Annotated in this window: 13 protein-coding genes; 3 read left to right on the top strand and 10 right to left on the bottom strand. The window is 71.4% G+C overall.

Annotation, left to right across the window (positions count from 1 at the left end):
• Position 1: 1 nt before the first annotated feature.
• Together AC07FA_RS02240 and AC07FA_RS02235 are read right to left on the bottom strand one after the other, a co-directional pair.
• The gene (locus tag AC07FA_RS02240) at positions 2-1,015 is read right to left on the bottom strand and encodes a PhoH family protein (RefSeq protein ID WP_479072773.1); all 1,014 of its coding nucleotides are present in this window, start codon (positions 1,013-1,015) and stop codon (positions 2-4) included.
• A gap of 119 nt (positions 1,016-1,134) precedes the next feature.
• Positions 1,135-2,238, bottom strand: coding sequence for a carbohydrate kinase family protein (locus AC07FA_RS02235; protein WP_479072772.1), 1,104 nt, complete (start codon positions 2,236-2,238; stop codon positions 1,135-1,137).
• A gap of 327 nt (positions 2,239-2,565) precedes the next feature.
• On the opposite strand from AC07FA_RS02235, the gene AC07FA_RS02230 reads away from it, so the two are divergent.
• Positions 2,566-3,924: an MFS transporter gene (locus tag AC07FA_RS02230; RefSeq protein WP_479072771.1), complete on the top strand. Its 1,359-nt coding sequence runs from the start codon at positions 2,566-2,568 to the stop codon at positions 3,922-3,924.
• Here the strand turns inward: AC07FA_RS02230 and AC07FA_RS02225 are convergent.
• From AC07FA_RS02225 to hrcA, 7 genes are all read right to left on the bottom strand, one after another.
• Entirely contained in the window at positions 3,888-4,880 is a 993-nt protein-coding gene (locus tag AC07FA_RS02225; protein ID WP_479072770.1) for an adenosine deaminase, read from the bottom strand. The two genes, AC07FA_RS02230 and AC07FA_RS02225, sit on opposite strands and share 37 nt — an antisense overlap.
• Before the next feature lie 35 nt (positions 4,881-4,915).
• Positions 4,916-5,824, bottom strand: coding sequence for a ribonuclease Z (locus AC07FA_RS02220; RefSeq protein WP_479072769.1), 909 nt, complete (start codon positions 5,822-5,824; stop codon positions 4,916-4,918).
• 15 nt (positions 5,825-5,839) lie between these two features.
• Positions 5,840-6,199: a histidine triad nucleotide-binding protein gene (locus AC07FA_RS02215; protein ID WP_479072768.1), complete on the bottom strand. Its 360-nt coding sequence runs from the start codon at positions 6,197-6,199 to the stop codon at positions 5,840-5,842.
• A gap of 77 nt (positions 6,200-6,276) precedes the next feature.
• Positions 6,277-7,023: a 16S rRNA (uracil(1498)-N(3))-methyltransferase gene (locus AC07FA_RS02210; RefSeq protein WP_479072767.1), complete on the bottom strand. Its 747-nt coding sequence runs from the start codon at positions 7,021-7,023 to the stop codon at positions 6,277-6,279.
• Complete coding sequence (locus AC07FA_RS02205; protein ID WP_479072766.1) at positions 7,020-8,093, bottom strand: nitronate monooxygenase; 1,074 nt, start codon at positions 8,091-8,093, stop codon at positions 7,020-7,022. Before AC07FA_RS02205 ends, AC07FA_RS02210 begins: the two co-directional genes overlap by 4 nt.
• A gap of 156 nt (positions 8,094-8,249) precedes the next feature.
• On the bottom strand, positions 8,250-9,386 hold the full coding sequence (gene dnaJ / locus AC07FA_RS02200; protein ID WP_383790402.1) for a molecular chaperone DnaJ: 1,137 nt from the start codon (positions 9,384-9,386) through the stop codon (positions 8,250-8,252).
• The gene (hrcA, locus tag AC07FA_RS02195; RefSeq protein ID WP_173313218.1) at positions 9,387-10,403 is read right to left on the bottom strand and encodes a heat-inducible transcriptional repressor HrcA; all 1,017 of its coding nucleotides are present in this window, start codon (positions 10,401-10,403) and stop codon (positions 9,387-9,389) included.
• 164 nt (positions 10,404-10,567) lie between these two features.
• Here hrcA and AC07FA_RS02190 point away from each other — a divergent pair, with 164 nt between their 5' ends.
• Both AC07FA_RS02190 and AC07FA_RS02185 read left to right on the top strand, forming a co-directional pair.
• The gene (locus tag AC07FA_RS02190; protein ID WP_479072765.1) at positions 10,568-11,290 is read left to right on the top strand and encodes an MBL fold metallo-hydrolase; all 723 of its coding nucleotides are present in this window, start codon (positions 10,568-10,570) and stop codon (positions 11,288-11,290) included.
• Positions 11,291-11,315: 25 nt separating this feature from the next.
• Entirely contained in the window at positions 11,316-12,140 is an 825-nt protein-coding gene (locus AC07FA_RS02185; protein WP_479072764.1) for a DUF3097 domain-containing protein, read from the top strand.
• A gap of 80 nt (positions 12,141-12,220) precedes the next feature.
• On the opposite strand, the gene hemW is transcribed toward AC07FA_RS02185, so the two are convergent.
• On the bottom strand, positions 12,221-13,462 hold the full coding sequence (gene hemW, locus AC07FA_RS02180) for a radical SAM family heme chaperone HemW (protein ID WP_479072763.1): 1,242 nt from the start codon (positions 13,460-13,462) through the stop codon (positions 12,221-12,223).

Here is a 13,462-nt window from a genome sequence, read left to right as displayed (position 1 = left end):
ACTACTTCCCGTTGGGGCTTTCTCGGCTGTCGTACTTTTCGTACGCGTCGACGATACGGCCGACCAGCTTGTGCCGGACCACATCCTGGGACGTGAGCCGGGAGAAGTGGACGTCCTGGATGCCTTCCAGGATGTCCTGGACCTGCCGCAGACCGCTCTTCGTGCCGGTCGGCAGGTCCACCTGGGTCACGTCGCCGGTGACGACGATCTTCGAGTCGAAGCCGAGCCGGGTCAGGAACATCTTCATCTGCTCGGCGCTGGTGTTCTGCGCCTCGTCGAGAATGATGAAGGCGTCATTGAGGGTACGGCCCCTCATGTACGCCAGGGGCGCCACCTCGATCGTGCCCGCCGCCATCAGCCGCGGGATCGAGTCGGGGTCGAGCATGTCGTGCAGTGCGTCGTAGAGCGGGCGCAGATACGGGTCGATCTTGTCGAAGAGCGTGCCGGGCAGGAAGCCGAGCCGCTCTCCCGCCTCGACGGCGGGCCGGGTCAGGATGATCCGGCTGACCTGCTTGGACTGGAGCGCCTGGACCGCCTTCGCCATGGCGAGATAGGTCTTGCCGGTGCCCGCGGGCCCGATACCGAAGACGATGGTGTGCTTGTCGATCGCGTCGACGTACCGCTTCTGGTTGAGGGTCTTGGGGCGGATGGTGCGGCCGCGGCTGGACAGGATGTTCTGGGTGAGTACGTCAGCGGGGGTCTCGGGGCCGTCCCCTTCGCCGTTCCCGCTCGCCCTGAGCATGGCGATCGAGCGTTCCACTGCGTCCTCCGTCATCGGCAGACCGGTGCGGAGCACCAGCACCATCTCGTCGAACAGGCGCTGGATCAGGGCGACGTCCGCCGCATCCCCAGTAGCACTGATTTCGTTGCCCCGGACGTGGATGTCGACTTCCGGGAATGCCGTTTCGATCACGCGCAGCAGCGAGTCGCCCGATCCCAGGAGCATCACCATGGGGTGTGCGGCCGGAATCCTGATCTGGGCACGCGCCTGCGGCTGTGTGGGTGTCTGAGTCATGGGCCGGCCCTCGGGCCTGCACATACCTCCCGTTGCAGGGTTCTCGCTGCTCGACAACCTCTGGATCACCAAGCCTACGACTTGGTACTGACAACACCGAAGGATTTTCGCAGCCCGCGTTATTGGCGGAAGCCGATCGTCGGTACGGCCCGGCGCAGCGGCCAGGAGCGACTGGTGGCGGGGAGCAGTTCTTCCAGGAAGGCGTACCGCTCCAGGGCCGCCGGGTCCTGGTCGGCGTAGGTGCGCACCTGCTGCCACCAGGCGGCGACCTCCGACCAGCCGGGGGCGGACAGCGAGCCGCCGAACTCCTGCACGGAGAGCGCGGCGGTCAGCCCGGCGAAGGCGAGGCGGTCGTCCAGCGGCCAGCCCGCCAGGGTGCCGGTGACGAAGCCTGCGACGAAGACGTCGCCCGCCCCGGTCGGGTCGAGGGCCTCCACCTCGATGGCGGGCACCTCGGCGGTGGTCCCGGTCGCCCCGTCGACGGCGTAGGCACCTTCCGCGCCGAGGGTGACCACGGCGAGGGGCACACGCTCGGCCAGGGCGTGGGCCGCCGCCCGGGGGCAGTCGGTCCGGGTGTAGCGCATCGCCTCCTGTGCGTTGGGGAGGAAGGCCGCGCAGTGTTCGAGGCCGGGCAGGGCGTCCAGGTCCCAGCGGCCGGTCTCGTCCCAGCCGACGTCGGCGAAGATCAGGGCGCCGTTGCGCGCGGCGGTGGCCACCCAGGGTTCGCTGCGGCCGGGGACGAGCGAGGCGATGGCGGCGCGGGCGCGTGGCGGGCAGTGCGGGAAGGTCCGGCCGGGGACGGTGTGCGTCGCGGGGGCGGGGGCCTCGTGGCCGTGCGAGACCATGGTCCGTTCGCCCTCGTACGCCATGGAGACGGTGACGGGCGAGTGCCAGCCGGGCACGGTGTACGACATCGACAGATCGATGCCCTCGCCCTGTTCGAGCGCGTCCCGGCAGTACTCCCCGTAGTGGTCGTCCCCGAAGGCCGCGGCCATCGAGGTGCGCAGGCCGAGCCGGGCGAGCGCGGTGGCCATGTTGGCGATACCGCCGGGGCTCGAACCCATGCCGCGGGCCCAGGACTCCGTACCGCGCACGGGGGCGCTGTCCAGGCCGGTGAAGATGATGTCGAGGAAGACCGTGCCCGTCAGGAAGACGTCGCATGCCGGGTCCTGCGGGACCCGCAGCCCGACGAGCGGGTCGATGCCTGTGTTGCCTGTGCTCACCGTGCGCTCCCGGTCGTACGAGATAGGAACAGTGCAAGATCCGGCCAGTCTGCCCGATCCGCCTCCGTATCCGGGTGGTGCATGCCGCGCACACTTACCCTGACCTGCGCAAACGTGTGCGACTACCCGAGCTGCATCACCGTAAACGCAAAAGTGACCCAGATCACACCATGGCGACTTTCGGTCGGGTCTGCGCACTTGATACAAATTGCCCGCGAGCACCGTCGGGGACAGTTCCTGACGAGTGCCCCGACTCCCCCTTTCTTCATTTCGCCGTACCCTCCCCTGCCTTCTTCTGCCTCTTCTGGCATGTCTTCAGGAACGCCCATGTCCCCGCGCCCCCGCGCCGCGTGGCCCTTGGTCGCCGTGTTCACCGCCGGTTACCTCGCTGCCTATCTGCTCCCCACCATCGTCGGCCGGCTCAGCACCAGTCTGGGACTCGGTCCGGCCCAGGCCGGTCTGGTCGGCAGTGCCCTCCTGCTGAGTTCGGCCTCCGCGGGCTTCGCACTGGCGGGCCGCGTCGAGCGGTACGGGGCACGGAGACCGGCGCGTACCGGACTGGTGCTGGCCTTCGTGGGGTACGGCTGCGCCGCGTCGGCGGGGTCCGTACCGCTGGTGGTCCTGGGCGCGGTCATCGGCGGCCTCGGTTCCGGTACGGCGACCGCTGTCGCCGCCTCGGGCATCGCCTCCCAGAGCGATCCGCACCGGACCTCGTCCCTGGGACTGCTCAGCGTGTCCGCGACCGCGGGCGCCCTCTATCTGACGATCCCGCACCTCGGCGGCGGCCACCGGCTGCCGTTCGCCGCGATCGCGCTCGTCGCGCTGCTCGTCTGGCCCGCCACCTCGCGCCTCGGCGGCCTCGCGTCCGCGGAGTCGGCCGTCCCGGCGTCGGGGCGGCTTCCGCACCGCCGTTCCGGTCTGGTGCTGGCGGGCGGCATGCTCGTCTGGTCGATGTCCCAGAACGCCCTGTGGGGTGTGAGCAGCCGGATCGGTGTCGTGCAGGTGGGGCTCTCGGAGGTCACCATCGGCGCGGTGTTCGCCGCCGCGCTGGGCGCGGGGCTGCTCGGCGTGATGGGGGCCGGCCTGCTCGGGGCGCGGCTGGGACGGGCCGTGCCGATCGGCCTCGGCACGATGATCATCGCCGCGAGCATCGTGCTCAGCTCATCGGCCGGGAGCCTCGGTTCGTTCGCGACCGGGGAGATCATGTGGAACGCCTTCTACCCGGTGGTCCTGTCGTACCTGATCGGCCTGGCCGCGTCGCTCGACGTACGGGGCCGCTGGGCGGTCCTGGCGGGCTCCGCCTCGTCCGTCGGGGTGGCCTGCGGGCCGGTGCTCGGCAGTGTGCTGTCCGAGGCGGCGGGCTACGCGGTGATGGGCCTGATCCTGGGCGCCGCCACACTCCTGGTCGCCGCGCCCGTGACGGCCGTCGCCCTGCACACCGGTGGCCGCCCGCTGGTGCCCGGTTCGGTCCGCCGCAGGGGTGGCGCCCCCGCCGCCCTGCTCGCCGCCACCACCGGCTCCCTCCCGGGCGCCGTGCCCAAGCTGGGCTCACCGGAGCAGGCCGTCACGGAACTCGCCGTCCCCGCGCTGCGCCGCAGGCGCCTCGCCAGGAGCGCGTTCCGGACGGCCGGTCCGGCGGGCGGGCCCGGTCAGTCGAACGCGTACGCCTCGACCTCGGCGAGGTAACGCGCCCTGCGCTCCTCGTCGTGGTCGAGGAAGGCCGCCTCGAAGGAGTTGCGGGCCAGCGTGCGCAACTGTTCGTTGTCCAGGGCGAGCGCCTCGTGGACGGCGTGGAAGGTGTCTCCGACGTATCCGCCGAAGTAGGCCGGGTCGTCGGAGTTCACCGTGCAGAGCAGTCCGGCGTCCATCATGGCCCGCAGGGGGTGCTCCTCCAGGATGTCGATGGCGCGCAGCCGTACGTTGGACAGCGGGCAGAGCGTCAGCGGTACCCGGTCCGCGACCAGCCTCTTCACCAGGTCCTGGTCCTCCATGCAGCGCAGGCCGTGGTCGATGCGCTCGACGCCGAGGACGTCCAGGGCCTCCCGGATGTACGCGGGCGGGCCCTCCTCGCCCGCGTGGGCGACCTTGCGCAGTCCGAGGGCGCCGGCCGCCTCGTACACCTCCCGGAATTTCGCCGGCGGGTGGCCGACCTCGGCGGAGTCGAGGCCGACGGCGCTGATCCGGTGCAGATACGGCTTCGCGGCCTCCAGCGTCTCCAGCGCCGATTCGGCCGACTGGTCGCGCAGGAAGCACATGATCAGCTGGGTGGAGACGCCGTGCGTCTCCTCGCTGCGGTCCAGGGCACGGCCGAGCCCTTCGACGACGGTGCCGATGGGGACGCCGCGGGCGGTGTGCGCCTGCGGGTCGAAGAAGATCTCCGCGTGGCGGACGCCCTGGGCGGCGGCGCGGGCGAGGTAGGCGTCCGCGAGGTCCTCGAAGTCCTCCTCGGTGCGCAGCACGGCCATCAGCGCGTAGTAGAGGTCGAGGAAGCTCTGCAGATCGTCGAAGAGGTAGGCGGTGCGCAGCTCTTCGGTGCCGGCGAAGGGCAGGGTCACCCCGTTGCGTCCGGCGAGCGCGAAGGCCAGCTCGGGTTCGAGGGTGCCTTCGATGTGGAGGTGGAGTTCTGCCTTGGGGAGGTGCACGTTGTCTCGCTCACGAATGGTGGTGCTGATGTGATTCAGAGGTGCCTGGTGGGCACGGGGACCCGCATCAGGTCCTGGGCGACGGTCAGTTCGCCCGCGAACCCGGCGGCTCTGGCCTGGGCCTCGAAGAGCCCGGGGTCGTCGTACCGCTGGGAGAAGTGGGTGAGCACGAGGTGCCGTACGCCCGCTTCCGCGGCCACCCGGGCGGCCTGCCCGGCGGTCAGATGGCCGTGGTCGGTGGCGAGCCGCTCGTCCTCGTCGAGGAAGGTCGACTCGATGACCAGCATGTCGCAGCCCTCGGCGAGCGCGTACACGCCGTCACACAGTCTGGTGTCCATGACGAACGCGAACCGCTGTCCCCGCCGGCGCTCGGAGACCTCGTCGAGCGGGACACCGCCGAGGGAGCCCTCGCGCTGGATGCGGCCGACGTCCGGCCCGCTGATGCCGTGCTCGGCGAGTTTCGCGGGGAGCATGCGCCGCCCGTCGGGCTCGGTCAGCCGGTAGCCGTAGGACTCGACGGGGTGGGAGAGCCGGTGGCTGTCCAGGGTGTACGCGTCGGTGGTGGCGAGGGGCCCGTCGGCGGCGACGGGTGCCTCGGTCAGCCGCACGGACTCGCGGTACGCGGTCGCGTACCGCAGCCGCTCGAAGAAGTGCTGTCCGCTGGCCGGGTAGTGCGCGGTGACGGGGTGCGGGACCTGGTCGAGATTGATGCGCTGGATCACGCCTGCGAGTCCCAGCGAGTGGTCGCCGTGGAAGTGGGTGACGCAGATCCGGTTGATGTCGTGCGCGGCGACCCCGGCCCGCAGCATCTGGCGCTGGGTGCCCTCGCCGGGGTCGAAGAGGATGCCCTCGCCGTCCCACCGCAGCAGGTAGCCGTTGTGGTTACGGTGCCGGGTGGGGACCTGGCTGGCGGTGCCGAGGACGACCAGTTCGCGTACGGACATGGGTGGGGCCGCCCGCTAGCCGGGGGGCCACTGGAGGCCGCGGCCGCCCAGGACGTGGGCGTGCGCGTGGAAGACGGTCTGTCCCGCGCCGGAACCGGTGTTGAGGACGATGCGGTATCCGGAGTCGGTGATCTTCTCGTCGGCCGCGACGCGACCGGCCTCGCGCAGCACGTCGGCGGCGATCTCCGGCTCGGCGGCGGCGAGCGAGGCCGCGTCCCGGTAATGGGCCTTCGGGATGACCAGAACGTGGGTCGGCGCCTGCGGGTTGATGTCGCGGAAGGCGACGGTGGTGTCGCTCTCGCGGACGATGGTCGCCGGGATGTCTCCCGTGACGATCTTGCAGAACAGGCAGTCGGGCTGCGGCTCTCCCGCCATGGCACGGCCTCCTCGGTCGCTGGTGATCAGTACGTGGGCATGCTATCCGTGAAGCAGGGCGCCGGTGGGGCCCTTCCTCAGCCCCAGCGGCCCGTGCGGCCCAGCAGGAGGGCGGTCGCGGCGGTCCCGGCCGTGGAGGTGCGCAGCACGCTGCGCCCGAGCCGGTAGGGGCGGGCGCCGGCCTGTGCGAAGGCCGCGAGTTCGTCCGGGGAGACGCCGCCCTCCGGGCCGACGACCAGCACGATGTCGCCCCCGGTGGGCAGTTCGGCGGTGGCGAGGGCCTCGCTGTCGTGCGCGCGGTCCTCGTGCAGCACACCCGCGAAGTCGGCGGCGGCCAGAAGCGCGGCCACCTGCTTGGTCGTCATCGCCTCGGTCACCTCGGGGAAGCGCACCCGACGGGACTGTTTCCCCGCCTCCCGGGCCGTACTGCGCCACTTGGCCAGCGACTTGAGACCTCGGTCGCCCTTCCACTGGGTGATGCAGCGGGAAGCCTGCCACGGCACGATCGCGTCGACGCCGGTCTCCGTCATGGTCTCGACGGCGACCTCGCCGCGGTCGCCCTTGGGCAGGGCCTGGACGACGGTGATACGGGGCGTGGGCGCCGGTTCCTCGTGCACGGACTCCAGGTCCGTCACGACGAGCCGGTCCTTCCCCTCGGCGGCCCGTACGACACCTTCCGCCCAGCGTCCGCGCCCGTCCGTCAGGACTACGTCCTCACCGGCGTGCAGCCGCTTCACGGAGACGGCGTGCCGTCCCTCGGGGCCGTCCAGGACGAACTCGGCCCCGCCGGGGAGCTGTTCGACGACGAAGACCGGTGCCGTCACTGGGCACTCCTCACACTCAGGGCCGCGCGCGCGGCGTCCAGTTCGGCGGCGAGCAGGTCGATCAGTTCCCCGGCGGGCAGCTCGCGTGCCATCCGGTGCCCCTGGCCCGCCCACAGCGCCATGCCCTGGGCGTCCCCCGCCTTGGCGGCGGCCTTGCGCAGCCCGCTCGTCATCTGGTGCACCTGCGGGTAGGCGGCCGGGGCGTAGGGGCCGTGCTCGGTCACGAAGCGGTTGACGAGACCGCGCGCGGGGCGCCCGGAGAACGCCCGGGTCATCGCGGTCCGTACGAACAGCGGGTTGGTCAGTGCCTGCTTGTGCAGCAGGTGGGCCCCGGACTCGGGGGTGGCCAGGAAGGCGGTGCCGAGCTGCGCCGCGTCGGCGCCCGCCGCGAGCACGGCGGCGATCTGGGAGCCGCGCATCAGCCCGCCCGCCGCGATGAGCGGCACCTGCACGCTCTCGCGTACCTGGGCGAGGAGGGACAGCAGCCCTATGCCGGATTGGTCGGCCTGGGGGTCGTCGCGGTGCGTGGACCGGTGGCCGCCGGCCTCCACCCCCTGGACGCAGACGGCGTCGGCGCCCGCCCACTGCGCGGCCTGGGCCTCCTCGGCGGAGGTGACGGTCACGACGGTGTACGTGCCCGTCTGGGCGAACGCGTCGAGGATCTCGCGGGAGGGGCAGCCGAAGGTGAAGGAGACGACGGGCACCGGGTCCTCCAGGAGGATCGCGGTCTTGGCCTCGTAGCCGTCGTCGCCGCCGCCGTCCACCTCGCCGAGCGGGGTCTCGTACCAGAGCGCCTCACCGGCGAGCTGGTGCCGGTACACCTCGACGGAGCTCGGGTCGGCGTGGCCGGTCTGCGGCATGAAGAGGTTGACGCCGAAGGGCTGGGCGGTCAGTCCGCGTACCTGTTTGATCTCGTTGTACATGCCGTCCGCCGTCTTGTACCCGGCGGCGAGGAAACCGAGCCCACCGGCTTCGGCGACAGCGCCGACGAGCTGCGGGCCGGACACTCCGCCCGCCATGGGGGCCTGCACGATCGGATACCGGCAGAGATCGGTCAACGCGGAGGACATGAGCGCATCGTGCCACGTCCGGTGCACCGCACCGAATCAGCCATGGGGCGGCGCGGACGGTATACCACCGCAGCTCGCACCACACGCCGCACCGCCCGCCGGTACGGGACCGACGGGCGGTGCGGGGTAAGGCGACAAGCGGTGCGGCGAACGCGGTCAGCGCCCGTTGAACGCGTCCTTCAGCCGGGAGAAGAGCCCCTGCTGGCCTGGCTGGAACTGCCCGGTGGGCCGCTCCTCGCCGCGCAGCTTCGCGAGCTCCCGCAGGACCCGTTCCTGCTCCGCGTCCAGCTTCGACGGGGTCATGACCTCGACGTGCACGATCAGGTCGCCGCGCCCGCCACCGCGCAGGTGCGTGATGCCGCGCCCGTGCAGCGGGACCGACTGGCCGGACTGCGTGCCCGGCCTGATGTCGATCTCCTCCATGCCGTCCAGCGTCTCCAGCGGCACCTGGGTGCCGAGGGCCGCCGCCGTCATCGGGATGGTGACCGTGCAGTGCAGGTCGTCGCCGCGCCGCTGGAACACCGCGTGCGACAGCTCGTGGATCTCGACGTACAGATCGCCGGCCGGTCCGCCGCCGGGGCCGACCTCGCCCTCGCCCGCGAGCTGGATGCGGGTGCCGTTGTCGACACCTGCCGGGATCTTCACCGTCAGGGTGCGTCGCGAGCGGATGCGGCCGTCTCCGGCGCACTCGGGGCACGGGGTCGGCACGACCGTACCGAAGCCCTGGCACTGCGGGCAGGGCCGCGAGGTCATGACCTGGCCGAGGAAGGACCGGGTGACCTGCGAGACCTCACCGCGGCCGCGGCACATGTCACAGGTCTGCGCCGAGGTGCCGGGTGCGGCGCCCTCTCCGCTACAGGTCGTACAGACGACCGCCGTGTCGACCTGGATGTCCTTGGTCGTACCGAAGGCCGCCTCGGAGAGGTCGATCTCCAGCCGGATCATGGCGTCCTGGCCGCGCCGGGTCCGCGAACGGGGCCCGCGCTGGGACGCCGTACCGAAGAACGCGTCCATGATGTCGGAGAAGTTGCCGAAGCCACCCTGTCCGAATCCGCCCGCGCCACCGCCGCCCGAGGCGGACAGCGGGTCGCCGCCGAGGTCGTAGACCTGCTTCTTCTGCGGGTCCGACAACACCTCGTAAGCGGCGTTGATCTCCTTGAACCGCTCCTGGGTCTTCGGGTCCGGGTTGACATCCGGGTGCAGCTCGCGGGCGAGCCTGCGGAATGCCTTCTTGATCTCGTCCTGAGATGCGTCGCGGCGCACGCCGAGTACGGCGTAGTAGTCCGTGGCCACTTACGACTCCGCCAGGATCTGTCCGACGTAACGTGCCACTGCGCGTACCGCTCCCATCGTTCCGGGGTAGTCCATGCGGGTCGGTCCGACCACGCCGAGTTTGGCGACTGCCTCGTCGCCCGAACCGTAGCCGACCGCGACCACGGACGTGGAGTTGAGGCCCTCGTGGGCATTCTCGTGACCGATACGTACGGTCATGCCCGAGTCCTTGGCCTCACCGAGCAGCTTCAGCAGCACGACCTGCTCCTCCAATGCCTCCAGCACCGGCCGGATCATCACAGGGAAGTCGTGCCCGAAGCGGGTGAGGTTGGAGGTGCCGCCGATCATCAGCCGCTCCTCCGTCTCTTCCACCAGAGTTTCGAGAAGGATCGAGAGCACCGTGGAAACGGTTCCCCTGTCCTCGCCCTCGAAGGACTCCGGCAAGTCCTGCACCAGCTGCGGGACATCCGCGAAGCGGCGGCCCACGACACGGCTGTTGAGCCGCGCCCGGAGGTCCGCCAGGGATGTCTCACCGAACGGCGCAGGACAGTCGATCATACGCTGTTCGACCCGGCCGGTGTCCGTGATCAGTACCAGCATCAGCCGGGCCGGAGCCAGGAGAAGCAGCTCCACGTGCCGCACCGTCGAACGGGTCAGCGAGGGGTACTGCACGACGGCGACCTGACGGGTCAGCTGCGCGAGCAGCCGCACGGTCCGGCCCACGACGTCGTCGAGGTCGACCGCGCCGTCGAGGAAGTTCTGAATGGCCCTGCGCTCCGGCGACGACAGGGGCTTGACGCCCGCGAGCCGGTCGACGAAGAGCCGGTAGCCCTTGTCCGTCGGGATGCGCCCCGCGCTGGTGTGGGGCTGGGCGATGAAGCCCTCGTCCTCCAGCACCGCCATGTCGTTGCGGACCGTGGCCGGGGAGACCCCGAGGTTGTGCCGCTCGGTCAGCGCCTTGGAGCCGACCGGCTCCTCGGTGCCGACGTAGTCCTGGACGATGGCGCGCAGCACTTCGAGTCTGCGTTCGCTGAGCATCGCGCACACCTCCAGCTGTGGTTCTCGGTCTCTGCCTGGCACTCTGTACGTTCGAGTGCCAGCAATCCCCCCGGTCAGTGTACGGGGGTGGGGTGGCCCCCGGGCAAGGGCGACCGGCCACGCTACCGCGAGACTGCGCAGGTCGATGCCGATAGCGTCGTTGTATGGACGTCTCTTGGGAAGAGCTGGGCTGGGAGCGGTTGGGCAACGGTGTGGGCCGCCGACGCCTTCCGGTGTGGGATGCGACGGCAGGACTGGTGGCGGGAGCGGAGGGTGTCCTGCTCTTCGACACCGGTTCGTCGCTCCGTGAGGGCGCCGAGCTGCGGTCCCAGGCGCAGCGCCTGCTCGGCCGGAGGGTGACGCATATCGCACTGAGTCACCCGCACTTCGATCATGTTCTGGGCACGGCGGCGTTCGCCGGGGCCGAGGTGTACGGGGCGGTCGGCGTCGCCGGTCTGCTCAGGAACGCGGCGGACGAGCTGCACAGCTCGGCGGCGCACCACGGGGTCCCCGAGCACGATGCCGCGGAAGCGGTGGACGTGCTGGTCGCCCCGCATCACGAGGTGTGCGGGGAGTGGACGCTCGATCTGGGCGGCGGGCTCCAGGTGCTGCTGGCCAATGTGGGGCCGGGGCACAGCGGTCACGACCTGGCCGTCCTGGTGCCGGGCACGCCCGCGGTGGTGTTCTGCGGCGATCTGGTCGAGCAGTCCGGCGATCCGCAGGCCGGCGACGACGCCATCCCCTCCCGCTGGCCTGCCGCCCTGGACCGGCTGCTGGCGCTGGGCGGCGAGGAGGCGGTGTACGTACCGGGGCACGGGGCGGTGGTGGACGCGGCGTTCGTCCGGATGCAGCGTGATCAACTGGCGGCGCGGTTCGGCGTGTCGTGACCGTCGGCCGCCGTATCGTCGTGCGATGCGCAGCTATCAGCCGGACCTGACCCCGCCGTGGAAGAAGTCCGTACCGGCCCCCGAGGTCCCCGCCGAGCCCGATCTGGTCGTCGAGGAGGCCGCCACCGGCTTCTGCGGGGCGGTGATCCGCTGCGAGAAGACGGCGCAGGGGCCGACGGTCACCCTGGAGGACCGCTTCGGCAAGCACCGGGTGTTCCCGATGGAGCCGCGCGGCTTCCTGCTGGAGGGCCGGGTCGTCACGCTGGTCCGCCCCACGTCCGCCTCCGCCGCCCCCGCCCATCCCGCCCGTACGGCCTCCGGGTCGCTGGCGGTCCCCGGGGCGCGTGCGCGGGTGGCACGGGCGGGCCGGATCTATGTGGAGGGCCGCCACGACGCGGAACTGGTCGAGCGGGTCTGGGGCGACGACCTCCGGATCGAGGGCGTGGTCGTCGAGTACCTGGAGGGCATCGACGACCTCCCCGCGATCGTCCGCGACTTCTCCCCCGGCCCGGACGCGCGCCTGGGCGTGCTGGTCGACCACCTGGTCCCGGGCTCGAAGGAGTCCCGCATCGCCGCCCAGGTCTCGGATGGCCACGTCCTGGTGGTGGGCCACCCGTACATCGACGTCTGGGAAGCGGTGAAGCCGTCCTCCGTGGGCATCCCGTCCTGGCCGAGGGTCCCGCACGGCCAGGACTGGAAGACGGGCGTGTGCCGCGCCCTGTCCTGGCCGGAGAACACGGGGGCGGCCTGGCAGCGCATCCTCTCGACGGTCCACTCGTACCGCGACCTGGAACCGGAGCTGCTGGGCCGGGTGGAAGAACTGATCGACTTCGTGACGGCCCCGGAGTAGGCCCGCCTTCCCATTTTCAGCCCGTCCGGCGCTTGAGGACCGGGGCCCGGGGCAGAGCCCCGGTGCGCCCGCCGCGGGCGTCAGTCCACCAGGTCCCGGACCACCGCGTCCGCCAGCAACCGCCCCCGCAACGTCAGCACCGCCCGCCCCGAAGCGAACGCCCCCGCCTCCAGCAGCCCGTCCCCCACCGCGCGCCCCGCCGCCGCCAGCCCCGCGGGAGCCAGCAACGACAGCGGGCAGCCGTCCACCAGCCGCAGCTCCAGCAGAATCCGTTCCACCCGCCGGTCCTCCGCGGACAGGACCTCACGCCCCGCTCCCGGCGACCGTCCTTCGGCCAGGGCCTGCGCGTACGCTCCCGGGTGCTTCACGTTCCACCACCGCACACCCCCCACATGGCTGTGCGCCCCGGGCCCCGCGCCCCACCAGTCGGCCCCGCGCCAGTACAGCTCGTTGTGCAGGCAGCGTCCCTCCGGCGTCCGGGACCAGTTCGACACCTCGTACCAGGAGAAGCCCGCCGCGGCCATCGCCTCGTCCGCGATCAGATAACGGTCCGCGTGCGCGTCGTCATCGGTCATCGGGATCTCCCCGCGACGGATGCGCCGGGCCAGCTGGGTGCCTTCCTCGACGATCAGCGCGTACGCCGACACATGGTCGGGTCCGGCACCGATCGCCGCGTCGAGGGAGGCCCGCCAGTCGTCGTCGGACTCCCCCGGCGTGCCGTAGATCAGGTCGAGGTTGACGTGCTCGAAGCCCGCGTCCCGCGCCTCGGCGACGCAGGCCTCGGGCCGGCCGGGCGTATGCGTCCGGTCGAGGATCTTCAGCACGTGCTGCCGTGCGCTCTGCATCCCAAAGGAAACCCGGTTGAAGCCGCCTTCCCGCAGCGCCGCCAGGTACGCCGGATCGACGGACTCCGGATTCGCCTCCGTCGTCACCTCCGCGTCGTCCGCGAGCCCGAACTCGTCACGGATCGCCCCCAGCATCCGTACGAGATCGGCTGCGGGCAGCAGCGTCGGCGTCCCGCCCCCGACGAAGACCGTACGGACCGGCCGCGGGTCGTCGCCGAGCACCTTGCGGGCCTGGCGGACCTCTTCGACCAGGTGCGCCGCGTAGTTGTCCCGCGAGGCCAGCGCACCACCGGAACCACGCAGCTCGGTGGCGGTGTAGGTGTTGAAGTCGCAGTACCCGCAGCGCGTCGCGCAGTACGGGACGTGCAGATAGAAGCCGAGCGGTCGGTCGGCGGCGCCGTCCAGGGCGTGGCTGGGCAGCGCCCCGTCGTCGGGCACGGGCTCACCATCGGGCAGTACGGAAGGCATACCGTCCAT

This window comes from Streptomyces sp. NPDC045968 (genome assembly GCF_056430475.1).
The sequence above is the reverse complement of the archived record's forward strand: the minus strand, read 5'-3'. Positions and strand labels throughout refer to the sequence as shown.